31 protein-coding genes and 2 pseudogenes are annotated in these 26,453 nt (G+C 72.6%); 23 read left to right on the top strand and 10 right to left on the bottom strand.

What is annotated here, in order from left to right:
- Positions 1-375: 375 nt before the first annotated feature.
- Positions 376-519 (bottom strand): hypothetical protein, encoded by a 144-nt coding sequence (locus tag ACFY3L_RS54025; protein ID WP_389343644.1) that lies wholly within the window; start codon positions 517-519, stop codon positions 376-378.
- Positions 520-645: 126 nt separating this feature from the next.
- Between ACFY3L_RS54025 and ACFY3L_RS54020 the strand changes: the two genes are divergently transcribed.
- The gene (locus tag ACFY3L_RS54020) at positions 646-1,014 is read left to right on the top strand and encodes a hypothetical protein (RefSeq protein WP_389343641.1); all 369 of its coding nucleotides are present in this window, start codon (positions 646-648) and stop codon (positions 1,012-1,014) included.
- A 146-nt stretch (positions 1,015-1,160) separates the two neighbouring features.
- Positions 1,161-1,331: a hypothetical protein gene (locus tag ACFY3L_RS54015; RefSeq protein WP_389343638.1), complete on the top strand. Its 171-nt coding sequence runs from the start codon at positions 1,161-1,163 to the stop codon at positions 1,329-1,331.
- A gap of 283 nt (positions 1,332-1,614) precedes the next feature.
- Here ACFY3L_RS54015 and ACFY3L_RS54010 read toward each other — a convergent pair whose 3' ends face one another.
- The 3 genes from ACFY3L_RS54010 to ACFY3L_RS54000 are packed head-to-tail and all read right to left on the bottom strand — an operon-like array spanning position 1,615 to position 2,599.
- Positions 1,615-1,941: a DMT family transporter gene (locus ACFY3L_RS54010; RefSeq protein ID WP_389343635.1), complete on the bottom strand. Its 327-nt coding sequence runs from the start codon at positions 1,939-1,941 to the stop codon at positions 1,615-1,617.
- Entirely contained in the window at positions 1,941-2,303 is a 363-nt protein-coding gene (locus ACFY3L_RS54005; RefSeq protein ID WP_389343632.1) for a DMT family transporter, read from the bottom strand. The genes ACFY3L_RS54010 and ACFY3L_RS54005 overlap by 1 nt, the downstream gene beginning before the upstream one ends.
- Complete coding sequence (locus ACFY3L_RS54000) at positions 2,303-2,599, bottom strand: hypothetical protein (RefSeq protein ID WP_389343653.1); 297 nt, start codon at positions 2,597-2,599, stop codon at positions 2,303-2,305. Before ACFY3L_RS54000 ends, ACFY3L_RS54005 begins: the two co-directional genes overlap by 1 nt.
- 200 nt (positions 2,600-2,799) lie before the next feature.
- On the opposite strand from ACFY3L_RS54000, the gene ACFY3L_RS53995 reads away from it, so the two are divergent.
- Positions 2,800-2,949: a hypothetical protein gene (locus ACFY3L_RS53995; protein ID WP_389343629.1), complete on the top strand. Its 150-nt coding sequence runs from the start codon at positions 2,800-2,802 to the stop codon at positions 2,947-2,949.
- On the opposite strand, the gene ACFY3L_RS53990 is transcribed toward ACFY3L_RS53995, so the two are convergent.
- The gene (locus tag ACFY3L_RS53990; protein WP_389343626.1) at positions 2,933-4,261 is read right to left on the bottom strand and encodes an MFS transporter; all 1,329 of its coding nucleotides are present in this window, start codon (positions 4,259-4,261) and stop codon (positions 2,933-2,935) included. The genes ACFY3L_RS53995 and ACFY3L_RS53990 overlap by 17 nt on opposite strands.
- A 104-nt stretch (positions 4,262-4,365) precedes the next feature.
- Positions 4,366-6,117: a family 43 glycosylhydrolase gene (locus ACFY3L_RS53985; RefSeq protein WP_389343623.1), complete on the bottom strand. Its 1,752-nt coding sequence runs from the start codon at positions 6,115-6,117 to the stop codon at positions 4,366-4,368.
- A gap of 91 nt (positions 6,118-6,208) precedes the next feature.
- Here ACFY3L_RS53985 and ACFY3L_RS53980 point away from each other — a divergent pair, with 91 nt between their 5' ends.
- Positions 6,209-7,324 (top strand): MerR family transcriptional regulator, encoded by a 1,116-nt coding sequence (locus tag ACFY3L_RS53980; protein WP_389343620.1) that lies wholly within the window; start codon positions 6,209-6,211, stop codon positions 7,322-7,324.
- A gap of 9 nt (positions 7,325-7,333) precedes the next feature.
- Here the strand turns inward: ACFY3L_RS53980 and ACFY3L_RS53975 are convergent, their stop codons facing one another.
- A complete protein-coding gene (locus ACFY3L_RS53975; RefSeq protein ID WP_389343617.1) occupies positions 7,334-7,792 on the bottom strand; it encodes a MarR family winged helix-turn-helix transcriptional regulator in 459 nt (152 codons plus the stop codon).
- 155 nt (positions 7,793-7,947) lie between these two features.
- Here ACFY3L_RS53975 and ACFY3L_RS53970 point away from each other — a divergent pair, with 155 nt between their 5' ends.
- Positions 7,948-9,183 (top strand): RNA-guided endonuclease InsQ/TnpB family protein, encoded by a 1,236-nt coding sequence (locus tag ACFY3L_RS53970; RefSeq protein WP_389343614.1) that lies wholly within the window; start codon positions 7,948-7,950, stop codon positions 9,181-9,183.
- 21 nt (positions 9,184-9,204) lie between these two features.
- On the opposite strand, the gene ACFY3L_RS53965 is transcribed toward ACFY3L_RS53970, so the two are convergent.
- Positions 9,205-9,474: a hypothetical protein gene (locus tag ACFY3L_RS53965; RefSeq protein ID WP_389343611.1), complete on the bottom strand. Its 270-nt coding sequence runs from the start codon at positions 9,472-9,474 to the stop codon at positions 9,205-9,207.
- Between the two features lie 135 nt (positions 9,475-9,609).
- On the opposite strand from ACFY3L_RS53965, the gene ACFY3L_RS53960 reads away from it, so the two are divergent.
- From ACFY3L_RS53960 to ACFY3L_RS53875, 18 genes and pseudogenes are all read left to right on the top strand, one after another.
- Positions 9,610-10,227, top strand: coding sequence for a hypothetical protein (locus ACFY3L_RS53960; protein WP_389343608.1), 618 nt, complete (start codon positions 9,610-9,612; stop codon positions 10,225-10,227).
- Between the two features lie 204 nt (positions 10,228-10,431).
- Complete coding sequence (locus ACFY3L_RS53955) at positions 10,432-11,484, top strand: substrate-binding domain-containing protein (protein WP_389343605.1); 1,053 nt, start codon at positions 10,432-10,434, stop codon at positions 11,482-11,484.
- A gap of 403 nt (positions 11,485-11,887) precedes the next feature.
- Positions 11,888-13,132: an urea ABC transporter substrate-binding protein gene (gene urtA / locus ACFY3L_RS53950; protein ID WP_389343602.1), complete on the top strand. Its 1,245-nt coding sequence runs from the start codon at positions 11,888-11,890 to the stop codon at positions 13,130-13,132.
- 69 nt (positions 13,133-13,201) lie between these two features.
- Positions 13,202-14,086 carry an urea ABC transporter permease subunit UrtB gene (gene urtB, locus ACFY3L_RS53945; protein ID WP_389343599.1) on the top strand — a complete coding sequence of 295 codons (885 nt, stop codon included), beginning with the start codon at positions 13,202-13,204 and terminating at the stop codon, positions 14,084-14,086.
- Entirely contained in the window at positions 14,083-15,168 is a 1,086-nt protein-coding gene (gene urtC / locus ACFY3L_RS53940; RefSeq protein ID WP_389343596.1) for an urea ABC transporter permease subunit UrtC, read from the top strand. The genes urtB and urtC overlap by 4 nt, the downstream gene beginning before the upstream one ends.
- Positions 15,165-15,929 (top strand): urea ABC transporter ATP-binding protein UrtD, encoded by a 765-nt coding sequence (gene urtD, locus ACFY3L_RS53935; RefSeq protein WP_389343593.1) that lies wholly within the window; start codon positions 15,165-15,167, stop codon positions 15,927-15,929. Before urtC ends, urtD begins: the two co-directional genes overlap by 4 nt.
- A complete protein-coding gene (gene urtE / locus ACFY3L_RS53930; protein WP_389343590.1) occupies positions 15,929-16,621 on the top strand; it encodes an urea ABC transporter ATP-binding subunit UrtE in 693 nt (230 codons plus the stop codon). The genes urtD and urtE overlap by 1 nt, the downstream gene beginning before the upstream one ends.
- A 13-nt stretch (positions 16,622-16,634) precedes the next feature.
- Positions 16,635-16,937, top strand: coding sequence for an urease subunit gamma (locus ACFY3L_RS53925; protein WP_389343587.1), 303 nt, complete (start codon positions 16,635-16,637; stop codon positions 16,935-16,937).
- A complete protein-coding gene (locus ACFY3L_RS53920) occupies positions 16,934-17,239 on the top strand; it encodes an urease subunit beta (RefSeq protein ID WP_389343584.1) in 306 nt (101 codons plus the stop codon). Before ACFY3L_RS53925 ends, ACFY3L_RS53920 begins: the two co-directional genes overlap by 4 nt.
- Entirely contained in the window at positions 17,236-18,939 is a 1,704-nt protein-coding gene (locus ACFY3L_RS53915; RefSeq protein ID WP_389343581.1) for an urease subunit alpha, read from the top strand. Before ACFY3L_RS53920 ends, ACFY3L_RS53915 begins: the two co-directional genes overlap by 4 nt.
- A 4-nt stretch (positions 18,940-18,943) precedes the next feature.
- Positions 18,944-19,624 carry an urease accessory protein UreF gene (locus tag ACFY3L_RS53910; protein WP_389343578.1) on the top strand — a complete coding sequence of 227 codons (681 nt, stop codon included), beginning with the start codon at positions 18,944-18,946 and terminating at the stop codon, positions 19,622-19,624.
- Entirely contained in the window at positions 19,614-20,360 is a 747-nt protein-coding gene (gene ureG / locus ACFY3L_RS53905) for an urease accessory protein UreG (protein ID WP_389343575.1), read from the top strand. The genes ACFY3L_RS53910 and ureG overlap by 11 nt, the downstream gene beginning before the upstream one ends.
- Positions 20,360-21,112, top strand: a complete 753-nt coding sequence (locus ACFY3L_RS53900) for an urease accessory protein UreD (RefSeq protein ID WP_389343572.1) — start codon at positions 20,360-20,362, stop codon at positions 21,110-21,112. The genes ureG and ACFY3L_RS53900 overlap by 1 nt, the downstream gene beginning before the upstream one ends.
- A 106-nt stretch (positions 21,113-21,218) precedes the next feature.
- Positions 21,219-21,506 (top strand): annotated as a pseudogene (locus tag ACFY3L_RS53895) (EAL domain-containing protein); the annotation flags it as partial.
- Positions 21,507-21,591: 85 nt separating this feature from the next.
- Positions 21,592-21,801, top strand: a complete 210-nt coding sequence (locus ACFY3L_RS53890; protein WP_389343656.1) for a hypothetical protein — start codon at positions 21,592-21,594, stop codon at positions 21,799-21,801.
- A 263-nt stretch (positions 21,802-22,064) separates the two neighbouring features.
- Positions 22,065-22,544 carry a hypothetical protein gene (locus ACFY3L_RS53885; protein ID WP_389343569.1) on the top strand — a complete coding sequence of 160 codons (480 nt, stop codon included), beginning with the start codon at positions 22,065-22,067 and terminating at the stop codon, positions 22,542-22,544.
- Positions 22,545-22,718: 174 nt separating this feature from the next.
- A pseudogene (locus ACFY3L_RS53880) lies at positions 22,719-23,117 on the top strand (CoA-binding protein); the annotation flags it as partial.
- A gap of 644 nt (positions 23,118-23,761) precedes the next feature.
- Positions 23,762-24,616, top strand: coding sequence for a hypothetical protein (locus ACFY3L_RS53875; RefSeq protein WP_389343566.1), 855 nt, complete (start codon positions 23,762-23,764; stop codon positions 24,614-24,616).
- Positions 24,617-24,645: 29 nt separating this feature from the next.
- On the opposite strand, the gene ACFY3L_RS53870 is transcribed toward ACFY3L_RS53875, so the two are convergent.
- Together ACFY3L_RS53870 and ACFY3L_RS53865 are read right to left on the bottom strand one after the other, a co-directional pair.
- On the bottom strand, positions 24,646-26,310 hold the full coding sequence (locus tag ACFY3L_RS53870) for a GAF domain-containing protein (RefSeq protein WP_389343650.1): 1,665 nt from the start codon (positions 26,308-26,310) through the stop codon (positions 24,646-24,648).
- A 35-nt stretch (positions 26,311-26,345) separates the two neighbouring features.
- The coding region (locus ACFY3L_RS53865; RefSeq protein ID WP_389343647.1) for a LuxR C-terminal-related transcriptional regulator at positions 26,346-26,453 on the bottom strand (108 nt) is incomplete at its 5' end.

Here is a 26,453-nt window from a genome sequence, read left to right as displayed (position 1 = left end):
CTCGAACAGATCACCGCCACGGCAGCGACCAGCCCTCCACCAGCACAAAGCTAAACAAAATCAAGAAACTGTCTCACTTGACTTGACAGGTTCCGCTTCCCCCTTGGCCATCAACCCTGACGCTCGATACAACGGTGCGGCCATCGATGGGTCGGACCCGGTTGGGTACACGTTGAGGACGAGGAGTGTCGTCGGTGCCGGGGTGAGCCGGTCGCCGTCTATCGCCTCCACCGTGAACGGGTGCACGGTCGTCGCCCGTCGCCCGTCGACGGTTGCTGTGGCAGTGCCACCTAACCTGGCGCAGGAGTGCCGGGCCCGTCGACGACGAGCCACGTGAAGTTCTCGGCGTTCAGACTGAACGCGTGGCATCCCTGCTCACTTGGGGCGTCGCAGCGGGCGCCGGTGCGTGCGCGAAACAAGGTCGTTGCGGACGTCCAGCACGCCGCCCTTGTGCTCGACGGTGTACCCGTAGTCGGCGGCGTCGGCCTGGCCGTCGCCCCAAAAACGACGCAGCCGCACTGGCCCGGGTCGACGCCGCGGCCGAGGCGACCGACTCGGTGGCCAGGCTCGCGCCGCCAGGCCCGCGCCGGGCCGCGGTCCGTGCCCAACTCCTCGCCCGGGCCGCGATCGTGTACCTTGCCGCCTGTGAACGCCGATCCTCAGGTCAACATGGTCGCCTTCCGGCTGCACCCGCAGGGACGCGTCGCCACCGGACGTGCCCGCACCCGCGACGACGACGCCCTCCAGCAGGCTTGGAACACGGTGCGCCAGGAGACCGGGGCGACACCCGCCGACGTAACCCAGGTGTACAGCGAGTGGCAGCCGTCCGCAGCCGACTCCGCCTTCGCCGCCGCGACGTTCCCGGGCGTGGAGCTGTCCTGGAGCTTCCGCCGCCCGGCCGCGGACGGGTGGGACGCGGCATTCGCGGACGTGGCCCGGCAGATCGAGCGGGCACTGACCAAGACCAAGATGAAGCAGGCCGCCGCGAAAGGCACCCCGCCGCCGCTGCTGTAGACGTACCGACGTGCCCTGCTGGACCAGACGCCACACCTGGAACAGCTCCGGGCCGGGATCTTCGTCTCTCTGGCGACGATCGCGACCACCCCGCAAGGCCGTGTCGGCGTGCTGCACCACCTCAACGCCGGCGCCCCGGCCGAGGCGTGCTGGAGGCGGCCACGGCAGGGCTACGGCAGGACCTGCGGATCAACGTCACGCAGGACCGGCAGGGCCGCCTGTTCACCATCCGGCGGGAGCCGACTTCGCCGCAGGCGCTCGTCCTGGCCGACTTCACCGACCAGATGGCCCAGACCGCTGGCACCGGCCGGCCATGATCGGCGTACCGGACGCCGACACACTCCTCCGCGCGCCGCGGTCTCCGGCTTGGTCGCCGATAACACCGCCGCAGTCCCAACTCGCCCGCCGGCGGACAGGTCGCCACGGTCCTGCTGGACCGGCCGACGCAGGTATCCGCTAATGCCGCGAGTCGAGCGTTACAGAAGGTCACCGCCATTGAGCCGAACCAACATCGGGGCGCCGCGGGTTCTGTCGGTCCACACCACCTCGATCGATGCAGACCGGACCCTTGCGCCGGCACCGTAGCTGCCGGCCGCGCCGTCAGTGTTGAGCGCCGAGTTCGACGGCGATCACCCCGCCGATGATCATGACGATGCCGAGCACCATGACCTTGGTGAGGGGCTCGCCGAACAGGATGCGGGAGAGGACGGCGGTCAGGGCGACGCCTGCGGCGGCCCAGATGCCGTAGGCGACGCCGACGGCGATCCCGCCGTTGAGGGCGACCGTGAGCAGGGCGAAGGCGGCGAGGTAGCCGGCGCCGACACCGATGAACCACTTCTTGGAGCCGGACGGCTGCGAGGCCATGCGCAGCGCCAGGGTGCCGGCCGTCTCGGACAGGATGGCGCCGATGAGCGCGAGCCCGGCCATCAGATGTGCCCTTCCTGTGCGCGGGTGGCCCGCTCGGCGTGGGCGGCCTGGGATCCGATCTCGACGCAGAGCACGCCGCCGATGACCAGGGCGATACCGAGGGCCATGACGCCGGTCAACGGGTCGCCGAAGATGACGGCGGCGAGGACGGCGGTCAGGGCGACGCCGGCGGCGGCCCAGATGCCGTAGGCGACGCCGACCCCGACGCCGAGCCGCAGCAGGTAGCTCAGGGCGACGAAGGCGCCGATGTAGCCGCATGCGACGAGCACGTACCAGCCGGGATGGTCGAGGGCCGCGCGCAGCGACAGCGTGCCGGTGACTTCCAGGAGAATCGCCGCGGTGAGCAGCAGCCACTTGTGCATCAGCCGGTCTCGTCTTCCAGGAGTTCGTCGATGAGGGCGGCCAACAGCACCCGGTCCGTCTCGGACGGGGTGAACACGCCGGTGGCGGCGGCGATCCAGTAGCCGTCGGCCGCCAGCCGGACCGCGGTGAGCCGGGCACGGGTGGCCGGGGGCAGCTCGTCGGGCAGGGTCAGCCAGGGCCGCAGCCGCCGCACCCAGGCGTCGGTGAGCGCGTCGCGGTACATCGCGTCGAAGTAGATCGCGAACTCCGCCCGGTCGTGGGGTCCGGTCAGTGAGGCCTGCGCGTAGGCACGGATCCGCTCGGTGGCAGACGCGGAACTTTACCTTCCGGTTGGTAAAGCAAGCAAGGTACGCATGACCGGTAACACTCGACCTGCTGTGCCGGAGGCGCCTGAGGTGACGCCCACGGAGGAGCTGCGGGCGATCCACGCGGGATGCTGGGTCGGCCCTCGCCGCTGCGGAGCCGTGGCACGGGCCGGGGTACTGGGTGCCGCACATGAGCCTGGCGCTGCACGTGCCGCCGCCGCAACGGGAGGCCGCGCTGGAGGTGCTTGGCGACGTCGGGCCGGTCCGTGGATGGTTCGTCGCGGCGCGCAGCTACGACACGCGGTCCCGCACCGTCACCGAGCTCACCGTCCGAGGCTGACCGTTCGGCGGCGCAGGGCGAGGAGCGTCGTGGCGGCGAGCACGGCCGTGGCGGCGAGTCCGGTCCGGTAGCCGGTCGCGGTCGCCAGGAGGCCGAAGCCGGCCGCGCCGGCGCCGAGTCCCGCGTCGTACGCGACGCTCCACAGGGCGGTGACGGTGCCGTACCGCGCGGGCGGTGCCGCGTCCAGCATCACCGACAGGCTCGCGGTCTGCAGGGCGCCGAACCCCGCCCCGAAGACGACGGCCGCGGCCAGCACGGCCACCGGGTGCGCGGCGACGGCCAGCCCGGCGAAGCCGCCGGCGGCGAGCAGCATCGACGGTGCGAGGAGCCGCCGCGGGCCGTGCCGGTCGCCGGCCCGGCCGGCCCACCAGCGGGTGACGGTGGCGGTGAGCGCCTGCAGCAGCAGTGCCGTCGCGACGACACCGGCACCGGCGTGCGGCAGCGCCGCGGGCAGGAACGTCGCGACGATGCCCGCGAGCGTGGCGGCGCCGCCGAAGACGATGGCCGGGCGGGTCAGGACCGGCTCACGCAGCGCGCGTGTCATCCCGTCCGCGGCGCGGTCGTCGGCGTCGGGCGGCGAGAGCGGGCGGTGGGTCGCCCCGTCCGTGCCCGGCAGTGAGCGCAGTGCGTGTGCCATCCCGTGCGCGGCGCGGGCGTCTGCGTCGAGCGGAGTGAGCAGGGCGGCCCCGGTGTGGTCACCAGCGGCGGGCGGCGAGAGCGGGCCGCGGGTCGCCCCGTCCGTGCCCGGTAGCAGTGGCAGCGCGAGCAGGCCGGCGAGGGCGAGGACCGCGCCGGTGGCGTACACGGCGGGAAAGCCCGCATGCGCGGCGAGCCACAGCCCGGCCGGCATCCCGACCACGGCCGGCACCCCGGAGACGACCCCGACCAGGCCGAGTCCCTCACCGCGCCGGCCCGGCGGGAGCAGCTGCGCGGACCAGGCGCCGCACGCCACGAAGATCGTCGCCACGCCGATGCCGCGCAGCGCGCACACGGCGAGGACCGCGCCGAAGGCGGTCGTGACGGTGAGGCCCAGGGCGGGCAGGCCGAGCAGCAGCAGTCCGGCGGCGAGCACGGCGCGGTACCCGAACCGGGCCACCACCCGTGGCAGCGCCAGCTCCGCGGCGACGGTCGACGCCATGAGCACGCCGGTGGTCAGCCCGGCGGCGGCCCCGTCGGCACCGGCCGCGGCGACGGCCGCCGGCACGACCGGCAGCAGCGCGTAGAAGGCGGCCAGGCCCAGCACGTCAACGGCGGACACCAGCAGCAGCGATCGGCTCAGCAGCCGCGGCCGGGGAACGGTCAGCGTCGTCATGCACCGACCGTACGAGCGGATCGGCCCGTGCCGAAGGGCCGAATACCGGCTCGTCTGCAGGACCAATTCGGTGCTGCCGGGGCGGACCCCGGCAGCAACAGACGTCAGCGGACGCGGTACACGCGGAAATAGTCGAACAGGGCGGTCGCCTGCGGATCGTCGCCGCCGTGCGACACCAGGCCGACACGGGGCGCCGGCCCTGGTGGGAAGGTCCAGGTGCCGCCCCACGCCCAGTGCACGCCGTCGCGGCTCCAGCCGGCCCGGAAGTGGTGCTCGCCGCGCACGGTGGTGTGCGCCAGCCGCAGCCAGGTCGTCGCCGCGGGCGGGCCCTCGACCATGCCGCCGTAGGAGAGGCGGCCCGCGAACGTCAGCTCCCGGCCGAACTCGATCTGGCGGGTGTTCCAGATGGCGACGTGGCTCAGCCGGGCGAAGTCGTCGTCGCCGGCGTAGGCGACCAGGCCGGCCTGCTGGTAGTTGCGCACGGTGTCGACGCCGAGGTCGATGGTCAGCTTCGTCTCGACGACGTAGTCGCCGCTCGGCGGAGTGCGCAGCAGCACCCCGGCGGTGTTCGCGTCGCCGGTGAGGTCGGCGGGTTCGGTCGGCCAGCGCAGCGCGCCGCCGGTGACCGTCGCCGCGTCGTCCTGCCGGACCCAGGTCCAGCCGCCGCCGACGGCACCGCCGTCGAACTCGTCGGAGGCGGCGCGGTCCAGCGGGCCGATCCGCGGTACCGACGCCGCCGGAGCCGGACCGGGGCGCTGGTGGCGACCGGTGACGGGGGCGGGGCGCCGGCCGTCGGAGGCGGTCGCGGTGGGCCAGCCGTCGCGCCACTCGAGGCGGTCGATGAGCATCGGGCGCCGGTTGATGCCGTACGGCTCGTTGAGGTACGGCGCGTCGCGGTCGATCGCGTGGTACAGCAGCCAGTCCTGCCCGGCGAGGTCGGTGACGACCGCGTTGTGGCCGGTGCCGATCCACCGGTTGCCGTTGGGCTGGACGACCGGGGTGCCGCCGGCCCGCGAGTCCAGCAGCGACAGGCCGTCACGGTCGATGAACGGGCCGGTGGGGGTGCGGGAGCGGCCGGCGAAGACGCTGTAGCCGGTCGTCGGCCCGGCGCAGCAGTTCGCGGCCGAGCCGAACAGGTAGTACCAGCCGTCGCGGTGGACGACGTAGGCGCCCTCGTAACGGTTGTCGATGGTGACCCGGGTGGCGGCGCCGGTGACGGTCATGCCGTCGGCGCTGAGCGGCGCGGTGAAGATCCCGCCGAAGTACGAGCCGTAGTACAGCCACAGCCGGCCCTGCGCGTCGCTGAGCAGCGCGGGGTCGAACGTCCAGAGGAAGCCGCCGCCGGGCGCGGCGCGGGGTGCGACGACGGGGCGGCCGCTGTCGGTCCACGGCCCGAGCGGCGTCGGCGCGGTCGCCACGCCGATGGCGGAGTCGTCGCCGGGGTTCAGGGTGGTGTCGGTGACGGTGTAGTACAGCAGGTACCGGTCCCCGACGCGGCGCACGTCCGGCGCCCAGATGCCGGCGGCCGGGGCCGCCCACGCGGGCCGGGTGGTGAGCGCGTCCCCGGCGAAGGACCAGTTGACCAGATCGGTGGAGCGCAGGATCGGCAGCAGATGCGGGGTGGTCTCGCCGGCGCGCAGCGGGTCGCTGGTGCCGAACGCGTACCAGGCGCCGTCGCTGCCCCGCACGACGGACGGGTCGGCGAAGGTGTCGGCGGCGGGTGCGGACACCGGGTTGGTGTAGGTGGTGGCCGGGGGCGCGGCGGCCGCGGGGCGCGGCAGCGTCACCGGGGAGGCGGCGGCCAGCGCGGCGGCGACCAGGGGAGCGAGCGTGCGCACGCGAGGTGGCGGTCTCATGCGTCACTTCTACAACGTTGTATACATCGTTGTAAAGACGTGGATGGGGCAGCTTGCTCCTCACGTGGCGTCATGGCGGATAGTCGGTGCCGTGGAAGCGCAGTTGAGCGTCGGGCGGGTGGCTGAGCTGGCCGGAGTGACCGTCCGGACGCTGCACCACTACGACGAGATCGGCCTCGTGCGGCCGTCCTCACGGACCGCGGCCGGGCACCGGGCCTACTCGGCGGGCGATGTCGTCCGGCTGCGGGAGGTGCTGGCGTACCGGCGGCTCGGCTTCGGCCTGCGCGAGATCGCGGATCTGGTCGACGACCCGGCCACCGACGCGGTCGCGCACCTGCGCCGGCTTCGCGGCCTGCTGCTGGACCAGCGCGACCGCGCCGCCGCCATGGTGGTGGCCATCGACAAGGAACTGGAGGCCAGGGCAATGGGGATCAGCACACCGCCGGAGGAGCAGCTGCGGGCGTTCGGTGCTCGGCTGTACGACGCCATCGGGTCCGCGTACCCGGCGACACGGCGGACCGAGCCGCGCATCGCCGCCCGCATCTGGGACGCGCTCGGCGACGCGCGGACGGTCCTGAACGTCGGGGCCGGCACCGGCTCCTACGAGCCGCCGGACCGCGACGTCACGGCGGTGGAGCCGTCGGCGGTCATGCGGGCGCAGCGTCCCGCGGGCGCGGCGCCGTGCGTGGCCGCCGTCGCCGGGCGCCTGCCGTTCGAGGACCAGTCCTTCGACGCCGCGATGGCGGTCAGCACCGTGCACCACTGGCCTGACCCGGTCGCCGGGCTGCGGGAGATGCGGCGCGTCGCCCGTCGCGTGGTGGTGCTGACGTACGACGCGGACGGCACCGCCTGGCGGCAACGGTTCTGGCTCATCCGCGACTACCTGCCGGAGTTCGCGGAGCTGCTCGTCGGCTGGCCTTCCGTGGCCGACCTGACCGGCGCGATCGGGGGCCGCGCGGAGCCGGTGCCGATCCCGTGGGACTGCGCCGACGGCTTCTTCGAGGCCTACTGGCGCCGGCCCGAGGCGTACCTCGACGAGCACGTGCGCCGCGCGGTGTCGGTCTGGACCAGGGTGGGGCAGCACGCCGAGCGGCGGGCCGTCAGCAGCCTCCACGACGACCTGACCTCGGGCCGGTGGGCCGAACGCAACGCCGGCCTCGCCGACCTCGACGCCGCGGAGCTCGGCCTCCGCCTGCTGGTCGCCTGAACCTCGGATTCAGTCAGGACGCGCCGCTACGGCCGAACGGTCCTCCAGGGAGTCGACGAGCCGGGTCAGCAACTCTTCCAGCAGGTCGTGCTCGCCGGCGGCCGCGGGCAGCGCCGCCATGCTGGCCTCGACCCGCCGGCTGACCCGCTGGTGCAGCCGCCGGCCGCGGGGCGTGAGGTGGGCGCGGATGCGGCGCCGGTCGATCTCGTCGATCCGCCGGTACACCAGATTCTCCTCGACGAGGTGGTCGAGGAGCTTGGTGAGCGTGGCCGGCGGGAGGAACGCGTGCTCGGCGATCTCGGTCATGTGGTGGCCGGCGCCGTCGGCGAGCAGCGTGATGACCCGCCATGCCTCCGGCGTGCAGCCCTCGGCGCCGAGCACCGTGGCCAGGCGCCGGCCCAGCAGCCGCTCGGCCCGCGTCAGCAGCCCGATCAGGTCCTGTGGCTGAGGCGTGCGCGAGTTCGTCATTGGATTCCTTCCGTGGATACTCCGGCCTTCATGCTGGGGAGGAAACGGAACTCCTGCGGAGCAGGGCAGGGAAAGCCGATCCGCCGCCAAGGCGGATGGGCGTTTGCCCGGGTGTCACCGCGAGGTTCACCATCCAGGCCGTTATCGTGTGGGCCGTGTCCAGGGCGGTGAAGCGGGCGTTCAAGTACCGCTTCTACCCGACTCCCGGGCAGGCCGCCGAGCTTGCTCGGACGTTCGGGTGTGTCCGGCTGGTCTACAACCTGGCGTTGCAGGCCCGGACCGAGGCGTGGACACTGCGCCGGGAACGGGTCAACTACCACGCCACCAGCGCGATGCTGACCGCGTGGAAGAAGACCGGGGAACTGGCGTTCCTCAACGAGGTCTCCTGCGTGCCGTTGCAGCAGGCACTGCGCCACCTGCAGGTGGCGTTCACGAACTTCTGGGCCAAGCGTGCCAGGTATCCGACGTTCAAGTCCAGGAAGCGGTCGCGCCGCTCGGCGGAGTACACGACCAGCGCGTTCCGGTACCGCGACGGCCGGCTCACCCTGGCGAAGATGACTGAGCCCCTGGACATCGTGTGGTCCCGGCCGCTGCCCGAAGGAGCCTCGCCGTCCACGGTGACCGTGTCCCAGGACAGCGCGGGCCGCTGGTTCGTGTCGCTGCTCTGCCAGGACCGGGTCGAGCCGGTCCCGGCAACGGGCGCGGTCGGTGTCGACGCCGGACTGGACAGCCTGCTCTGCCTGTCCACCGGTGAGAAGGTCGCCAACCCCAGGCATGAGCGCCGGGACCGGGCCGCGCTCGCCCGCGCCCAACGCAACCTCGCCAGGAAAGAGAAGGGCTCCGCGAACCGGGCGAAGGCACGGCTGAAGGTCGCCCGCGTCCACGCCCGGATCACCGACCGGCGCCGCGACCACCTGCACAAACTGAGCACTCGGCTCGTTCGTGAAAACCAAACGATCGTGATCGAGGACCTGACCGTCCGCAACATGGTCAAAAACCACCACCTCGCCCGCGCCGTCTGCGACGCGGCCTGGCGGAAGTTCCGCACCATGCTCGAATACAAGGCCGACTGGCACGGCCGCACCCTGGTCGTGGTGGACCGCTGGTTCCCGTCGTCCAAACTGTGCTCGACCTGTGGTGCGCTCGCTGAGCGGATGCCGCTGCACATACGGTCGTGGACCTGCCGGTGCGGCACCGTCCATGACCGCGACGTGAACGCGGCCCGCAACATCCTCGCGGAGGGGCTCTCCGTGATCGCCTGTGGAGGCGGTGTAAGACCTCAACGAGAGTCCTCTCGGACGGGGCAGTCGCCGGTGAAGCAGGAACCCCCTGGGGTGACCCAGGGAATCCCCGCCCTTAGGTCGGGGAGGACTGTCAAGCCACTCCTATAGACAGAGCAAGCGCCGGGGGACTCATTGCAACAAACCGTTGATCGCGGCGGCAAGCCCGAACAGCGCCAGAGCGACGCCGAGGGCCCGTTCGACCCAGACCATGTCGGCGCGACGGCGGGCGAGCCGATCGGCCGGCGTGCGGCGGCGCAGCGGGCTCACCGGCGCGACCCAACGCATCGACAGGTCGACGTGTTTGTCCACGATGCCCTTGAAGCTGGTGGCGAGCGCCAACCCGATGACGACCACGACCAGACCCACCACCAGCAGGTACGTCGACTCGGTGAGGCTCATCCGGTGTCCTGTCGGTCGGCATGGTTATGACGTTGCCGACCAGACTTCCCGGCGCTCCGCCTGTGACGGTACACGCTGCTCGCCCGTCGCGCCGGGATCGTCACAGGCAGACGGTGATGACCTACGCTGATGCTCATGGGCGTGGCGCAGGGCCGCCGGGTCGTCGTGGCTCGCGTCAGCCTGCTGATGGGACCGCTGGTTCTCATGTTCGGCATCGCCGCGCTCGCCGGCGTCGTCGGTTTGACCGCCGAGCGTACTGAGATCGCGTTTCTGGTCGGGACGATCCCCATCGTCGTGCTCACCATCATCATCTTGTGCCGGCGCTGGACCGCTCGGATGTTGGTCGTCGCCACGGTGGTCGTCGCCTTCCTGGCGTCGACCGCGCTGTTCACGCTCGTTCCGATGGCGGTGCTCTCCGCGCGAGGCCGCCCGACGGCAGCGGTGGTCGCGTCGATCACCGACGTCACCGTGCGCCGCAGGTCGAGCACGTGGCACGAATGGCGCTACCAGCTCGTCGACCCGGACGGCCGACCCATCCCCGGCCGCCTGATCGCGACCGGCCCGTACTGGCAGATCGGCGACCAGGTCGACGTGCTGGTCGACCCGGCCGCGCGTATCGATCCGCGCGAGGCCGGTGATGAGGCCGGTGATATCGACGACTGGTCGTCGGTGGCCTTCATCGCGGGACCGTTGATCGCGCTCGCCGCGGGCCTGGCGGTGCTGGCCGCCATCCGAAGCACGCGTGCCTCTTGAACGCTGGAAGTACCGGCTGATCCGGCGTGTTCCGTCACCCCACCGCACCATCCGGCCAAGCGGCCGTTTCCACTGCGCGGCCGATCCCGGTCGTACGATGCAGCTGAGTGCTGGCGTCCGCCCGTCCGCTGGAACTCAGAAGGGACGCATGTGACACCCGGGCTGCCGGATCCGTTGCCGCGTGGGCATCCCGAGCTGCTGCGTGTGAGCGGCGAGACGCTGGATGTGGCGCTGGTCGTGCCGATGCGGGGGCCGGCCGGGATCTTCGGGCCGTCCTGTGAGCTGTGTGCCGAGCTGGCCGTCGAGGAGGTCAACCGGGGCGGGGGCGTGCTGGGGCGCGAGCTGCGCCTGGTGCCGGTCGACGGTGGTGCCGCGCCGGAGCGGGTGGCCGCGGAGGTCGAGGCGCTGGTGGCGGTCGGGGCGGTGCACGGCGTCACCGGGTGGCACATCTCCTCGGTGCGTCAGGCGGTGGCGCCGCGGATCGCGGGCCGGGTGCCGTACGTCTACACGGCGCTGTACGAGGGCGGTGAACGCACCGACGGGGTGTTCCTGACCAGCGAGACGCCCGACCAGCAGCTGTACCCGGCGATGCGGACCCTCGCCCGGGAGCGCGGGCTGCGGCGCTGGTTCGTCGTCGGCAACGACTACGTCTGGCCGAGGCGCACCGCGCGGGCGGCGCGGCGGTACGCGGCACAGTGCGGAGCGCGCATCTGCGGCGAGGTGTACGTGCCGCTGGGCACGCACGACTTCGCCGGGGTGCTGCGCCGCGTCGAGCACGCCGAGGCCGACGCGGTCCTGATGCTGCTGGTCGGCAACGACGCGGTGCGGTTCAACCGGGCGTTCGCCCGGCACGGGCTGGACCAGCGGTGCGTGCGGCTGAGCACCCTGATGGACGAGAACATGCTGCTGGGCAGCGGCGCGTCGGCGACCCGCGGGTTGTTCAGCACCGCGGGGTTCTTCGCGTCGCTGGTGACCGCCGAGAACCTGGACTTCCACGGGCAGTACGCGCGCCGGTTCGGGGTCGACGCCCCGCCGCTGGGCAGCCTCGGCGAATCCTGTTACGAGGGGGTTCTGCTGCTCGCGGCGCTGATCGAACGGGCCCAGTCACTCGATGTCCGGGCCATCGACGCCAGTGCCGGGTCGGTTTCTTACGAAGGGCCGCGCGGGTTGCTGCGGATGCGTCGCCGGCACATGCGCCAGCGTATATACCTCGCCGAGGCGCGGGGGCTCGAGTTCGACGTGGTGACCCAGCTGTAGGACGGCTCTTGACAGCGCGATCGGCGGGCATCGAAGATGCTTCCTGTGTGAAGCATCTCCGGGACTTCCGCACGTCGCGGACCCTCCGGAGATGCTGGATCGCCCTCACCCGCGGGACCGTCCGCCGCGGTGGGGGCTTTCGTCGTGTCGCATTCTGCCGGCCTGTTGGCCGGCTATTTTTTTTCACCTCCCCGAGCCGCGTGACGCAACATGCAGAAACGGTGAATTAAGGGCTGGGAAACGTCACAGAAATCAATATCGATGACGCTGACCGCACACCAGCACCTGGACGCGTAGCGCCGCTCGGTCACGAGCCGCGGCCACCGAATGTTCAGGCACGACGATTGCGTGCGCCAACACCGAATGCCGAATTTCGTGCTCCTGTGGGGAGCAAGGAGGTTCCATGTCCAGGTTCCGCGGACGCCGCGTCGCGGCGTGTGCAGCGATGCTCGCAGCAGCATTGACGCTCGCCGCATGTGGCAGCAAGACCGGCGAGAGCGCGGCCGGCCCCGGCGCGGCCGCCGACACCTCGGGTGACACCGTCAAGGTGGGCCTGCTCAACTCGCTGTCCGGCACGATGGCCATCAGTGAGGTCACGGTCCGCGACTCGCTGAAGCTCGCCGTCGAGGAGATCAACGCCGCCGGGGGCGTGCTCGGCAAGAAGATCCAGCCGGTCAGCGAGGACGGCGCGTCGGACTGGCCCACCTTCGCCGAGAAGGCCGAGAAGCTCATCAAGCAGGACAAGGTCGCCGCCGTGTTCGGCTGCTGGACCTCGGCCAGCCGCAAGGCGGTCAAGCCGGTCTTCGAGAAGAACAAGGCGCTGCTGTTCTACCCGGTGCAGTACGAGGGGCTCGAGCAGTCGCCGTACATCTTCTACACCGGCGCCACCACCAACCAGCAGATCGTGCCCGGCCTGGACTACCTCAAGTCGCAGGGCAAGACCTCGATCTACCTGGTCGGCAGCGATTACGTGTTCCCGCGCACCGCCAACAAGATCATCAAGGCGTACGCCGCGGCCAACGGGATGACCGTGCTCGGCGAGGACTACGCGCCGCTCGGCTCCACCGAGTTCGGCACGATCGTCAACAAGGTCAAGGCGTCCAAGGCGTCGGCGGTGTTCAACACGCTCAACGGCGACAGCAACGTCGCCTTCTTCAAGGAGTACAAGTCGGCCGGCCTGACCGCCGCGTCGATGCCGGTCGTGTCGGTGTCGATCGCCGAGGAGGAGGTCAAGAGCATCGGCACGCAGTACCTCGACGGCCAGCTCACCGCCTGGAACTACTACCAGACCACGACGGGCGCGGCGAACGACAAGTTCGTCAAGGCGTACAAGGCCAAGTACGGGGCGGACAAGCCGACGTCCGACCCGATGGAGGCCGCGTACACCTCGGTCTACCTGTGGAAGGCCATGGTCGAGAAGGCCGGCACCTTCGACGTGGAGAAGGTCAAGGCCGCCTCCGACGGCATCACGTTCGACGCCCCGGAAGGCAAGGTCACCGTCGACGGCGCCACCCAGCACATCTACAAGACGGCCCGGATCGGCAAGGTCGGCGCCGACGGCCTGATCACCGAGGTGTGGAACTCCGGACAGCCGGTCAAGCCCGACCCGTACCTCAAGGGCTACCCCTGGGCGACCGGCCTGTCCTGACCGCTCGGCCCGGTGGCGCAGGACGGCCTGTCCTGCGCCACCCCGCCCGCTCCCGAACGGACGTTTCCGATGGTCATCGTCAGTCAACTGTTCACCGGCGTCAGCATCGGTGCTGTACTGCTGCTCATCGCGCTCGGCCTGGCCCTCACCTTCGGCCAGATGAACGTCATCAACATGGCCCACGGCGAGTTCATCATGACCGGCGCGTACACCGTGTTCGTGCTGCAGCAGGTCATCACCGTCGCCGGCCTCTCGCTGCTCGTGGCGCTGCCGGTCGCGTTCCTCATCGCGGGGGCGATGGGTGTGGTGCTGGAGACCCTGCTCATCCGCCGGCTCTACGCCCGCCCGCTCGACACGCTGCTGGTCACCTGGGGCGTCTCGCTGATCCTGCAGCAGGCGGCCAGGGACATCTTCGGCGCCCCGAACGTGCAGACCCGCGCCCCCGACTGGCTCACCGGCAACGTCAAGGTCGCCGGTGACCTGGTCCTGGCGAACAACCGGCTCTTCATCCTCGCCCTCGCGCTGCTCGCCGTGGCGGCGCTGACGCTCGCCCTGCGGTACACCTCGCTGGGCCGGCGGATCCGTGCGGTGGTGCAGAACCGTGACCTCGCCGCGGTCTCCGGCATCCCGACCGGCCGGGTCGACCGGCTGACCTTCTTCATCGGCTCCGGCCTCGCCGGGGTCGCCGGGGTGGCGCTCACCCTGCTCGGCCCGATCGGCCCGACCATGGGCACCAACATCATCATCGACGCGTTCCTCGTCGTGGTGGTCGGCGGGATCGCCCAGCTCAAGGGCACCGTGATCGTCGCCTTCGTGCTCGGCGTCCTGCAGTCCACAGTGGAGTACTCGACCACGGTGAGCGTGGCGAAGGTCGGCGTCTTCATCGCCATCGTGGCGTTCCTGCAGTGGCGGCCCCAGGGGCTGTTCACCCTACGCACCCGGAGCCTGACGTGAACCGCCTTCTCGCAAGGGCCGCGTCCGTACGGGCGGGCGCCGGGTTCGCCGCCGGCGCGGTGCTGCTGTTCGCCGTCGCCCCGTTCGCACTCTCCGACTTCCGCCTCGGCCTGCTGGCCAAGTACCTGTGCCTGGCGATGGTCGCGATCGGCATCGGCCTGGCCTGGGGGCGCGGCGGGCTGCTCACCCTCGGCCAGGGGGTGTTCTTCGGGCTCGGCGGCTACGCGATGGCGATGCATCTCAAGCTCGCCGACGCCGGCCCGGGCAACATGCCGGACTTCATGGAGCTGTACGGGCAGCTGGACGAGCTGCCGTGGTGGTGGCGCCCGTTCGCCAGCCCGTACGTCGCCATACCCGCCGCCGTGCTCCTGCCGATGGCGGTGGCGTTCCTGCTCGGCTCGCTCGTCTTCCGCCGCCGGGTGCGCGGCGCCTACTTCGCGATCCTGTCCCAGGCGCTCGCGGCCGCGCTGGCGATCTTCCTCATCGGCCAGCAGGGCACCACCGGCGGCACCAACGGGCTCACCGACTTCCAGGGCTTCTTCGGCTACGACCTGGACGACCCGGTCAACCAGCGGATGGTGTACATCATCATCGCCGGCGTGCTGTTGCTGCTGCTGGTGGCGGTCCGCCAGCTCATGCACAGCCGGTACGGCGAGCTGCTGGTCGCGGTGCGCGACGCCGAGGAGCGGGTCCGCTTCCTCGGCTACGACCCGGCCAACGTCAAGCTCGTCGCCTTCGTCACCGCCGCGGGCATGGCCGGCCTGGCCGGGGCCCTGTTCGTGCCGGCGGTCGGCATCATCAACCCGGCGCTGATCGGCATCGTGCCGTCGATCGAGTTCGTCATCGGCGTCGCCGTCGGCGGCCGGGCGACGCTGCTCGGGCCGGTGCTCGGCGCGGTCGCCGTGGCATGGGCGAAGACCACCCTGTCGGAGCAGTTCCCGGCCGCCTGGACGTACCTGCAGGGGCTGCTGTTCGTGCTGGTCGTCGCGTTCCTGCCGGGCGGGCTGGCGTCGCTGGTCCGGATGGCCCGCGCCCGCCGCCGTACCGCGGAATCCACTGCGCCCAAGGAGGTGGCGGCATGAGTACAGCAGCGCTCGCCGGACTGCGGATCCGGGACCTGCGGGTGGTCTTCGACGGGTTTCCCGCCGTCGACGGCGTCAGCCTCGACGTGCGCCCCGGGGACATCCGGTTCCTCATCGGACCCAACGGCGCGGGCAAGACGACCCTCGTCGACGCCGTCACTGGCCTCGTGAAGGCGACCGGGTCCGTGTGCTTCGGCGAACAGGAACTCCTCGGCCGGCCGGTGCACCGCATCGCCCGGCTCGGCGTCGGGCGCACCTTCCAGACCGCGACGGTGTTCGAGGAGCTGACCGTCCTGCAGAACCTGGACATCGCCGCCGGCGCCGGCCGCGGCCCGCTCACCCTGCTGCGCCGCCGCCGTGGCGTGCCGGAGGCGGTGGCGCGGGCCCTGGAGACGATCGGGCTCACCGCGCAGCGTGACCGGCTCGCCGGCACCCTCGCGCACGGGCAGAAGCAGTGGCTGGAGATCGGCATGCTGCTGGTCCAGGACGTCCAGCTGCTGCTGCTCGACGAGCCGGTCGCCGGGATGAGCCAGGACGAGCGGGACGCCACCGGTGAGCTGCTGGGCGTGGTCGCCCAGGACCGGACGGTCGTGGTGATCGAGCACGACATGGACTTCCTTCGCCGGTACGCCCGCACCGTGACCGTCATGCACGTCGGCAAGGTGCTGTCGGAAGGCACGGTCGCGCAGGTGCAGGCCGACCCGAAGGTCCAGGAGGTCTACCTGGGCCACGCCCCCGAACCCGCCGTCCAGGAGGCCTGATGCTCCAGTTCGACGACGTCCACGTCGGGTACGGGCGCAGCACCGTCCTGCACGGCGTCACCGCGGCGGTGCCGGCCGGCGGGGTCGCCGCGGTGCTCGGCCACAACGGCGCCGGCAAGAGCACCCTGCTGCGCGCCGCCATCGGGCTGCTCAAGCCGAAGCAAGGCACGGTCCGCCTGGACGGCGAGGACATCACCGGGCTCGCCCCGCACCAGCGGGTCGCTCGCGGCATGGCGTACGTGCCGCAGGGCCAGCAGTGCTTCCCGCACCTGACCACCGCCGAGAACCTGCAGCTCGTCGCGGACGGCCGCGCCGGCGGCAGGGCGGCGGTCGCCGAGGCCCTCGACCTGTTCCCCGCCCTGGCGGGCCTGCTCGGCCGCCGCGCCGGGCTGCTCTCCGGCGGGCAGCGCCAGCAGCTCGCCATCGCCCGGGCGCTCATCACCGGTCCGCGCGTCCTGCTGCTCGACGAGCCGACCGAGGGCATCCAGCCGACCGTCGTCGCGGAGATCGAACGCACGATCCTGGCCGTCGCCGGCCGCGGCGGCATGTCGGTCCTGCTCGTTGAGCAGCACGTCGGCTTCGCGCTCGCGGCGGCCCAGCGGTACTACGTCCTCGAAGCAGGCAGGGTCACCTCGACCGGGCAGGGCGGCGACGACGCCCGCACCGCCGTCCGGCAGGCACTGTCCGTATGACCTGGAGACCATCGTGTTCCTGACCCCGCACGAGCAGGAGCGCCTGCTCATCCACGTCGCCGCCGACGTGGCGCAGCGCCGCCGCGACCGCGGCCTGCGACTCAACCACCCCGAGGCGATCGCCGTCATCACCGCCTTCCTGCTGGAGGGCGCCCGCGACGGCCGCACCGTCGTCGACCTCATGGAGGCCGGGCGGCACGTGCTCACCCGCGACGACGTGCTCGACGGAATCCCCGAGATGCTGAAGGAGGTGCAGGTGGAGGCCACGTTCCCGGACGGCACCAAGCTGGTGACCGTGCACCACCCGATCGCGTGATCCCCGGCGAGGTCCTGCCGGGCGACGGCGAGGTCGAGATCAACGCCGGGCGTCCGGTCACCACACTCATGGTGACCAACACCGCCGACCGGCCCGTCCAGGTCGGCTCCCACTACCACTTCGCCGAGGCCAACCCGGGTCTGCGGTTCGACCGGGCGGCCGCCTGGGGGCAGCGCCTCGCCGTCCCCGCGGGCACCGCCGTCCGCTTCGAGCCCGGTGTCACCCGCGAGGTCGACCTCGTCCCGCTCGGCGGCGCGCGAGTTGTACCGGGGCTGCGCGGCGAGTGCGGCGGTGCGCTGTGAGCTTTTTGGACCGGCGGCGTTACGCCGCCCTGTACGGGCCGACCACCGGCGACCGGATCCGGCTCGCCGACACCAACCTGCTGATCGAGGTCGAGGCCGACCACTGCGCCGGCGGCGACGAGGCCGTCTTCGGCGGCGGCAAGGTGATCCGCGAGTCGATGGGCCAGTCCCGGGCCACCCGCGCCGAGGGCACCCCCGACACCGTCATCACCGGCGCGGTGATCCTGGACCACTGGGGGATCGTCAAGGCCGACGTCGGCATCCGCGACGGCCGCATCGTGGCGATCGGCAAGGCCGGCAACCCCGACACCATGCCCGGCGTCCACCCCGGACTGGTGATCGGGCCGTCGACCGAGATCGTCGCCGGCAACGGCAAGATCCTCACCGCCGGCGCGGTCGACACCCACGTGCACCTCATCTGCCCGCAGCTCGTCACCGAGGCCCTCGCCGCCGGCGTCACCACCCTCGTCGGCGGCGGGGTCGGCCCGGCCGAGAGCAGCAAGGCCACCACCGTCACGTCCAACGCCTGGCACCTCGCCCGCATGCACGAGGCGATGGACGTGTGGCCGGTCAACGTCCTGCTGCTGGGCAAGGGCAACACCGTCGCCGAGGAGGCGATGTGGGAGCAGCTGCGCGGCGGGGCGGGCGGGTTCAAGCTGCACGAGGACTGGGGCACCACCCCGGCGGTCATCGACGCGTGCCTGCGCGTCGCCGACGCCTCCGGCGTCCAGGTGTCCATCCACACCGACACCCTCAACGAGGCCGGGTTCGTCCAGGACACCCTGCGGGCGATCAACGGTCGGGCCATCCACTCGTACCACACCGAGGGCGCCGGCGGCGGCCACGCACCGGACATCATCACCGTCGCGAGCCACCCCAACGTGCTGCCGTCCTCGACCAACCCGACCCGGCCGTACACCCGTAACACCCTCGCCGAGCACCTCGACATGCTCATGGTGTGCCACCACCTGTCGCCGTCCATCCCGGAGGACCTGGCGTTCGCCGAGAGCCGGATCCGGCCCTCGACGATGGCCGCCGAGGACCTGCTGCACGACCTCGGCGCCATCTCGATCATCGGCTCGGACGCGCAGGCGATGGGCCGCATCGGCGAGGTGGTGATGCGGACCTGGCAGACCGCCCACGTGATGAAGGCCCGCGTCGGTGCGCTGCCGGGCGACGGCGCGGCCGACAACCACCGCGCCCGCCGGTACGTCGCGAAGTACACCATCTGTGCGGCCATGGCCAACGGCCTGGAGGCCGAGGTCGGCTCGGTGGAGGCCGGCAAGCTCGCCGACCTGGTGCTGTGGGATCCGGCGTTCTTCGGTGTCCGCCCGCACCTGGTCATGAAGGGCGGCATGATCGCGTGGGCGCAGATGGGCGACGCCAACGCCTCGATCCCCACCCCGCAGCCGACCCTGCCGCGGCCGATGTTCGGCGCCTACGGCGTCGTGCCGGCGGCGACAAGCGTCGCGTTCGTGGCCCCGGCGGCCATCGAGGCGGGGCTGGAGCTGGACGTCCGGCGGCGGCTCGTTCCCGTCGCGGACGTGCGGTCCCGGGGCAAGGCCGACCTCCCGCACAACGGTGCCATGCCGCGCATCGAGGTCGAGCCCGACACGTTCACCGTCCGCATCGACGGGGAAGTGGTGGACCCGGACCCGGTGACCGAGCTGCCCATGGCCCAGCGGTACTTCCTGTTCTAGCCGCATGAACACCACGCTGCTCCTCCTCGCCGACGGCCGGTTCCCGTCCGGCGGCCACGCCCACTCCAGCGGCCTCGAAGCCGCGGTGGCCGCCGGACGGGTCACCGGGATACCCGAGCTGGAGGCGTTCCTGCGCGGCCGGCTGGCCACCGCGGGCCCGGTCACGGCGGCCTTCGCCGCGGCTACCAGGCTCGCGGCGGCAGCGGCGGCACCGCTGGGCGAGGCACTGGCACAGCTCGCCGCGGAGCTGGACGCCCGGACCGCCTCGCCCGCGCTGCGGCTGGCCTCCCGCCGGCAGGGGCGGGCGCTGCTGCGCGCCGGCCGGACCACCTGGCCGTCGCCGCTGTTCGCCCAGGTGCCCCACCACCCCGACGGCTGCCACCACCCGATCGCGCTCGGGCTCACCGCGGCCGCTGCCGGGCTCACCACCGAGCAGACCGCGCTGATCGCCACGCACGGGATCGTCACCGGCCCGGCCAGCGCCGCCGTACGACTCCTCGGGCTCGACCCCTATCAGGCCCAGGCGCTGCTGGCCCGGCTGGCCGCCACGTGCGACCGGGTCGCCGCTCTTGCGGCCGCCGAGGCGGGCGCGGCGCCCGCGGACCTGCCGGCGCACTCCGCGCCACTCGCCGAAATCCATGCAGAAACCCACGCCACCTGGGAGGTGCGTCTCTTTGCGTCCTGACAGCCACCACGACGAGACCGTTCCGCACAGCCACCCGCACCCCGACGTCGACCCGCACGCCCCGCTTGCCGACGTCACCACTGACAGCGGGCGGGCGCTGCGCATCGGCATCGGCGGGCCCGTCGGCTCGGGCAAGACCGCCCTGGTCGCCGCGCTGTGCCGGGCCCTCGGCGGCGAACTGCGCCTCGGCGTGGTCACCAACGACATCTACACCACCGAGGACGCCGACTTCCTCAAGCGCAACGCGGTCCTGCCACCGGAACGCATCCGTGCCGTGGAGACCGGCTGCTGCCCGCACACCGCGATCCGCGACGACATCTCCGCCAACCTCGACGCCGTCGAGGAGCTGGAATCCGTGCTCGGGCCACTGGACCTGGTGCTGGTGGAGAGCGGCGGGGACAACCTCACCGCCACCTTCAGCAAGGGCCTCATCGACCAGCAGATCTTCGTCGTCGACGTGGCCGGCGGCGACAAGGTCCCCCGCAAGGGCGGGCCCGGGGTCACCGCCGCCGACCTGCTGGTCATCAACAAGACCGACCTGGCGCCGATGGTCGGCGCCGACCTGTCGGTGATGGACCGCGACGCCCGGGCCCGCCGCGGCGAGCTGCCCACGATCTTCCTGTCGATCGCGACGGACCCGCACGCCACCGCCGTCGCCGACTGGGTGCGCCACCTCGTCGCCCACCACCACAGCCATCAACACGGCCACCATCACGCCCACAGCGCGACCGGCTGATGCGGGCGCACGCCAGGGTCGTCGCCGAGGCCGACGGCCGCGGCGGCACCCGGCTCGCGCAGCTCCGCGGCGAGTCCCCGCTGCTGCTGCGGCGGACCGACATGTCCGCGGGCCTCCACGCCGGCTGGGCGACCGTGCACCTGGTCGGCGGCGCGGCCGGCCCGCTCGGCGGGGACGACCTGCGGCTGGACATCGAAGTCGGGCCGCGGGCGAGACTGTGCCTGCACACCGTCGCCGCGTCGATCGCCCTGCCCTCACGGACGCGCGCCGAGTCGCACCTCAGCGTCCGGGTGACCGTCGCCGACGGCGGGACGCTGCACTGGCTGCCCGAGCAGACCGTGGCCGCCGCCGGCTGCCGCCACACCACCGCCACGAACGTCGACGCCGGCGAGGGCGCGACGCTGCTGTGGCGCGACGAGCTCATCTGCGGCCGGCACGACGAAGCACCGGGCGAGCTCGCCGTCAGCACGTCGGTGACCTACGCCGGCCGGCCACTGCTGCGCCAGCGGCTCGACATCGGTCCCGGCGCCGACGGCTGGGCCGGGCCCGCGGTCCTCGGCGCCGCCAAAGCGACCGGGTCGCTGCTGCACGTCCACCCGGGCGCGGCACCGGGCGCGCCGCACCTGCTCGGCCCCACCGCCGTCCGCGTGCCGCTCGCCGGACCGGCTTCGCTGACGACCGCCACCGCGCCCGACGCCCACACCCTGCGCCGGTACCTCACCGAGCCGGACACCGGCCCGCGCCGCCCCTGAGGCAGCCGGCCGAAGCGCTCAGGTCCGGCCGGCCGGACCTGAGCGGGGAGCCGACGTCTGCGGACCGGGGCGATGTGATGGGAGTGTTGCAGGTGACGAGAGTGGCGTGCCTGCTCTTCGTCGGGCTCGTGGTGTCCCGGTTCGCCGACCTGTACAACACGCAGGCGGCCGGCATCTCGATCTGCGCGCCGGAGACCGTCGCGCTCGGACTGCACCTGCGCGTCGCCTTCAGCCGGCGGTTGCCGCGCGCGGCCCGGCGTCCGACGAGGCCGCCGTGCCGCAGCTGGAGCGGCTGCGGGCCCGCGGCGTCAGGGTGGCGCTCGACGACTTCGGCACGGGCTACCCGTCGCTGCGGTACCTCACCCGCCTCCCGGTGGACATCCTCAAGCTCGACCGGTGCTTCGTCGCCGAGCTCAGCGGCGACCCGCAGCGCGCGGCGGTCGCGGAGGCCGTCCATCCGGCTCAGCCAGATCCTGCGCATGGACACCGTGGCGGAGGGCATCGAGGACCCCGCCCAGGCGACCGAGCTGACCCTGCTCGGGTACCGCACCGCCCAGGGCTACCACTTCGCCCGCCCGCTGCCCGCCGACGACGTCGAGGCGCTGCTGCACCGCCCCGCCGCGGACTGGCCGTCCCTGCCCGCCGCGCTCACCCCCGCCGCGGCCCGCCCGGTCACGGTCCACGGCTGAACGCGGCTGGTCCACCTCCTCGGCTCGGCAGGGCTCGACGCGGTCTGGGCGCCGCAAGGCCGAGGTTCGCGCCCACCGGCCGCGGCAGCGGCGAAGCGTCAGCACGCCGGAACCCGACAGTTCTGTGTCATCCGGTTGGTCTTGACCCGCCTCGGCCGGCCGGGGGACAGCGGCCAGCTCGCCGATTGCCGCAGGCAGGGCTCGTTCGGCAAGGTCATCCCCGGCCGGACACGGCCTGACCACGCACAACGAAGGAGCACGTCATGCGCATCGCGCGCCACATAGCAGCAGCCATGCTCGGCGGAGCCGCACTCTTCGCCTTCGCGACCCCCGCCGCGGCCAAGCCGGCCACCTCCGGCACGCCGCAGGTCGCCTGGGTCAAGGACACCGTCGTCGCCAACAGCAACCGGGCGACCGTGACGGCGAAGTACCGCTGCTGGGGCGGTCGCGCCGGCAGCCACGTCTGGGTGTCGGTCAAGCAGGGCGGCACCGACCTGGAGGGCGAGGGCAGCAGCGCCCGCGCCAAGGCGTGGTACGACACCAACTGGAAGTACGCCCAGGACCCGGCCGGCATGACGCTGCGCTGCGACGGGTACTGGCAGGTCCAGGAGTTCAAGCTCAAGCGGGTCGAGGGTTGGCAGGGCCTGGTGAAGGGCACCGCCTACGTGCAGTTCTGCGCCTTCGACAACAAGGGCAACCTGGCCTACAACTACGACTGGAAGCGCATCCGCGTCGAGCGGTGAACGCCGGCCGGTCCGGGATCCACCTGTTTCGTGAGGCCACGGCGCAGAGGTCCCGGGCCGGCCTCATCCGGCGGGATGCCCCGCGGGCAGGACCATCTGCCCTGTGCGACCCCGAAGGGCCGGGCAATGCTTGACGGTGTGGTCGAGGTCCCGCATGCATTGGAGATGAGTGCCGTGTGTACCCCGCGACAACTTCTGGCCGGAGCGCGGACGATCGCGGTCGTCGGCGCCTCTCGCGACCCGCTCGAGCCCGCGCACTGGGTGCCACGCATGCTGCAGGAGCACGGCTGGCGGATCATCCCGGTCAACCCGGGCAACGCGCCGCTGCTCGGCGAACAGGTCTATGGCCGGCTGGCCGACATCCCGTGCCAGATCGACATCGTGAGCGTCTTCCGGCCCGCCGCCGACGCCCCTGGCATCGTCCGTGAGGCGGTGCGGGTCGGGGCCGGTGCCGTGTGGCTGCAGCCGGGCATCGTCAGCCCGCAGGCACGACGCCTGGCCGAGACGGCCGGCCTCGACTACGTCGAGGACCTGTCGATCGGCGAGGTGCGGGCGTTGAGCCAGATGATCGTCGGCGGTGTGACGCCGGTGTGCCCGGTGTACCGGGGTTCCGGTCTTCCTCCGGTGCCCGCTCCTCCGACGCCCGTGTTTCCGACGCTCGTGCCTCCGGCGCCCGTGTCCCCGGCGCTTGTGCCGGCGGCGGGCGACTCGGAGCCGCCCGCGCGACCGGTGACCATCCGCGCGAGCTCGGCAGTGGCATGCCGATCGGCTCGGCAGGCGCGTCCTCACCCGAGGGGTCAGCGGCTCTCGATCGGGCAGCGGTCGCTCCGGCGGGACAAGGAGCGGCACGGCCGCATCGAGGGACACCACGACGTGCCCGGCGATCGGACCGCCGTCCACGCAGGCACCTGGCCGGCCGGCCGGCGAGCGGGCGGCCATCGGGCCGACCTGCTGCACGGCCGGCCGATGCGACGGATCTTCACCGCCTGGCTCGCCGACAGCGATCATGACATCGCGCCCCGCCGCGCGGCTCCCCGGATCCATCACCTCCCGACGGCCAGCCGTCCGGTGTACTGACCACGAGCGTTGCCGACACCGGGTCGCTGCCGGCACGACCGCGACCGTCACCAGCGGCTGCCCGGGTGGCCGTCGGCGGACCCGTGTTGAACAGGACCTTCGCCCCTGCCGGTTCCGGCGGCTTCCCGGGACCGTGGTAGGTGGCAGATGACGTCGGACAGGTCGAGGAGCGCGCCATGGTGGCGATCCACTACACCGCCCGTGGCGCCGCGCCGCTGACCGGCGCGGTCAGCCAGTCGCTGACGCGGGCCACGTTCGCCGCGCTCAACGCGCCGTCGGTGCAGGAGACGCAGCCGTGGCGGTGGCGCATCGACCGGGACAGGCTCGCCCTCTACGCGGACCGGGGCCGGCGGCTGGCCGACGCCGACCCCGACGGCCGGCAGCTGCTCATCAGCTGCGGAGCGGCGCTGCACCACGCCCGCGTGGCCCTCGCCGCCGAGGGCGTCGGCGTCGACGTGTGGCGCTTCCCGGACCCCGCCGATCCGGCTCTGCTGGCCGAGCTGCGCTGCACCGGCCCGATCGAGCGGCTGCCGCGGGCCGGCGCGCTGCACCGCGCGATCGCGGTCCGGCGCAGCGACCGGCGGCCGTTCGCCGGCGTGCCCGTGCCGGAGGAGCAGCTGGCGCTGCTCGAGGAGGCGGCTGGGCCCGGCTCGTACAGCCTGAGCGGGCACGACCCGGAGTCCCACGCGGCCTACGTCGTGATCACCGCGCCGGACGCCGGGCCGGGTGGCTGGGTCGCCGCGGGTGAGGCGATGTCGGCGGTCCTGCTCGCCGCGACCGCGGCCGGCCTCGTCTCGTCGCCGGTCGACGACCTGACGCCGCTGGCCGGACCGGAGCCCCGGACCGGAGCACCGAGCCCCGCCGCGGCGGTCCGGGTCGGCGTCGCGGGAAGGGTCGGCGTCACGGGAGGGGCCGGCGTCGCGGGAGGGGCAGGCGTCGCGGGAGGGGCAGGCGTCGCGCCGGTGCAGGGCCGCCGGCCGGCCGTCTCCGCATGACCACACCCGCGGCCGGGTCGCCGAGGTCGTTACATGGGCACGTGCCAGGCGACCCTGGTGCCGGGGGAGGCCGGCTCGACCGTGCAGTCGCCGCCCAGGTCGACGGCCCGGGCCCGCATGTTCGGCAGCCCGTGCCCCGGCGCGTCGGTGGCCGCGGCGATGCCCCGCCCGTCGTCCTCGACGGTCAGGGCCAGCCGCCCGTGCGTGACCGCCACGGTGACCTGCACCGAGCGGGCGTTCGCGTGCTTGGCGACGTTGCTCAGCGACTCGCGCAGCACGGCGAGGAGGGCGGTGCGCTGCGTGTCCGGCACGGCCGTGTCGACGGGCCCGTCGATGCGCAGCGCGGGCCGGAAGCCGAGCGCCTCGCGGGCCTCGTCGGCCAGGTCGCGGATCTCGGTGCGGAAGCTGTGCGGGGCGGGGCCGCGCAGCTCGAAGATGGCGCCGCGGATGTCGCGGATGGTGGTGTCGAGGTCGGTGACGACCCGGTCGATGCGCTGCCGCACGTCGGGCTGCCCGGACAGCCGGGTGGCGCCCTGCAGCTGCATCCCGGCCGCGAACAGCCGCTGGATGACGACGTCGTGCAGGTCGCGGGCGATGCGTTCCCGGTCGCCGACGACGGCCAGCATCTCCCGCTCGTCCTGCGCGCGGGCCCGCTCCAGCGCCAGCGCGGCCTGCCCGGCGAAGGTCTCCACCATCGCCAGCTCGAGCCCTTCGGCGATGGCGACGCTGTCCTTGCGGTACGCGACGACGAGCACACCGAGCGCGACACCGCCGACCGCGAGCGGCACGAGCAGCGCCGTGCCCGTCGACAGCAGCACCGGCCAGCTCGCCGCCGACCCGAGGTCGGTGACCACCGACAGCTGCTGCCGGTGCAGCACCTCGGTGAACTCGCTGCCCGCCACCGGGATCGACCAGCCGGCCGCGTCGTCCGGCCCGCCGACGGCGACCTCGACCGTGAGCCGCTCGCCCGTGTCGTCGACGAGCAGCACCATCGCCAGGTCCGCGTCCGCGACGTCCAGTGCGCGGGCCGCGACGAGCTCGAGGGCCTCGGTCCGGCGTACCTCACCCAGCAGCACCGACGTGATCTCCGCGGCCGCCACGAGCCAGCGCTGCCGCCGCTCCGCCTGCGCGTAGAGGCGGGCGTTGTCGATCGCCGCCCCGGCCGCGACGGACAGCGCGGAGACAAGGTCCTCGTCGTCCTGCGTGAACTGCTCCCCGCCGCGCTTCTCCGCCAGGTACAGGTTGCCGAACACCTGGTCACGGATGCGGATCGGCACGCCCAGGAAGCTGTGCATCGGCGGATGGTTGGGCGGGAACCCGTACGCGCGCGGGTGCTGTGTGATGTCCTCGAGGCGGATCGGCCGCGGCTCCTCGATCAGCAGCCCCAGCACGCCGTGCCCGCGGGGCAGGTCGCCGATCTCGGCGCGCTCGCCGGCGGTGATGCCGTGGTTGATGAACTCGACCAGCATCCGGTCCGGCCCGATCACGCCCAGCGCGCCGTACCGCGCGTCGGCGAGCCGGCAGGCGGCCCGCACGATCCGGTCCAGGGTGCTGTGCAGGTCGAGGTCGGAGCCGATGCCCACGACCGCGTCCAGCAGCGCGCGAAGCCGCTCCCGGCTGGTCATGACCTCACCGACCCGGGTGAGCAGCTCCTGCAGCAGCGAGTCGAGGTCGACCCGCGACAGTGACGGCAGCGGCAGCGACGGCTGCCAGGCGCCCTGCTCGCCGGTCACGGCTGCCTCAGCAGGCGCGAGGCGAGCACTGCCGCCTGGGTGCGCCGCTCCAGGCCGAGCTTCGCCAGGAGGCTGGAGACGTAGTTCTTGACGGTCTTCTCCGC

The sequence above is a fragment of the Dactylosporangium sp. NPDC000521 genome (genome assembly GCF_042898305.1).
Taxonomy (GTDB): Bacteria; Actinomycetota; Actinomycetes; order Mycobacteriales; family Micromonosporaceae; genus Dactylosporangium.
The sequence above is the reverse complement of the archived record's forward strand: the minus strand, read 5'-3'. Positions and strand labels throughout refer to the sequence as shown.

Bases quoted from the DNA above. Each gene is read 5' to 3' on its own strand.
- ACFY3L_RS54010 (WP_389343635.1), bottom strand. From the start codon at position 1,941: ATGGCCGGGCTCGCGCTCATCGGCGCCATCCTGTCCGAGACGGCCGGC.
- ACFY3L_RS53965 (WP_389343611.1), bottom strand. From the start codon at position 9,474: ATGAGCCTCACCGAGTCGACGTACCTGCTGGTGGTGGGTCTGGTCGTG.
- ACFY3L_RS53995 (WP_389343629.1), top strand. From the start codon at position 2,800: ATGAGCCTGGCGCTGCACGTGCCGCCGCCGCAACGGGAGGCCGCGCTG.
- ACFY3L_RS53960 (WP_389343608.1), top strand. From the start codon at position 9,610: ATGGGCGTGGCGCAGGGCCGCCGGGTCGTCGTGGCTCGCGTCAGCCTG.
- ACFY3L_RS53975 (WP_389343617.1), bottom strand. From the start codon at position 7,792: ATGACGAACTCGCGCACGCCTCAGCCACAGGACCTGATCGGGCTGCTG.
- urtB (WP_389343599.1), top strand. From the start codon at position 13,202: ATGGTCATCGTCAGTCAACTGTTCACCGGCGTCAGCATCGGTGCTGTA.
- urtA (WP_389343602.1), top strand. From the start codon at position 11,888: ATGTCCAGGTTCCGCGGACGCCGCGTCGCGGCGTGTGCAGCGATGCTC.
- ACFY3L_RS53990 (WP_389343626.1), bottom strand. From the start codon at position 4,261: ATGACGACGCTGACCGTTCCCCGGCCGCGGCTGCTGAGCCGATCGCTG.
- ACFY3L_RS53885 (WP_389343569.1), top strand. From the start codon at position 22,065: ATGCGCATCGCGCGCCACATAGCAGCAGCCATGCTCGGCGGAGCCGCA.
- urtE (WP_389343590.1), top strand. From the start codon at position 15,929: ATGCTCCAGTTCGACGACGTCCACGTCGGGTACGGGCGCAGCACCGTC.
- ACFY3L_RS53910 (WP_389343578.1), top strand. From the start codon at position 18,944: ATGAACACCACGCTGCTCCTCCTCGCCGACGGCCGGTTCCCGTCCGGC.
- ACFY3L_RS54005 (WP_389343632.1), bottom strand. From the start codon at position 2,303: ATGCACAAGTGGCTGCTGCTCACCGCGGCGATTCTCCTGGAAGTCACC.
- urtD (WP_389343593.1), top strand. From the start codon at position 15,165: ATGAGTACAGCAGCGCTCGCCGGACTGCGGATCCGGGACCTGCGGGTG.
- ACFY3L_RS53890 (WP_389343656.1), top strand. From the start codon at position 21,592: ATGGACACCGTGGCGGAGGGCATCGAGGACCCCGCCCAGGCGACCGAG.
- ACFY3L_RS53985 (WP_389343623.1), bottom strand. From the start codon at position 6,117: ATGAGACCGCCACCTCGCGTGCGCACGCTCGCTCCCCTGGTCGCCGCC.
- ACFY3L_RS53900 (WP_389343572.1), top strand. From the start codon at position 20,360: ATGCGGGCGCACGCCAGGGTCGTCGCCGAGGCCGACGGCCGCGGCGGC.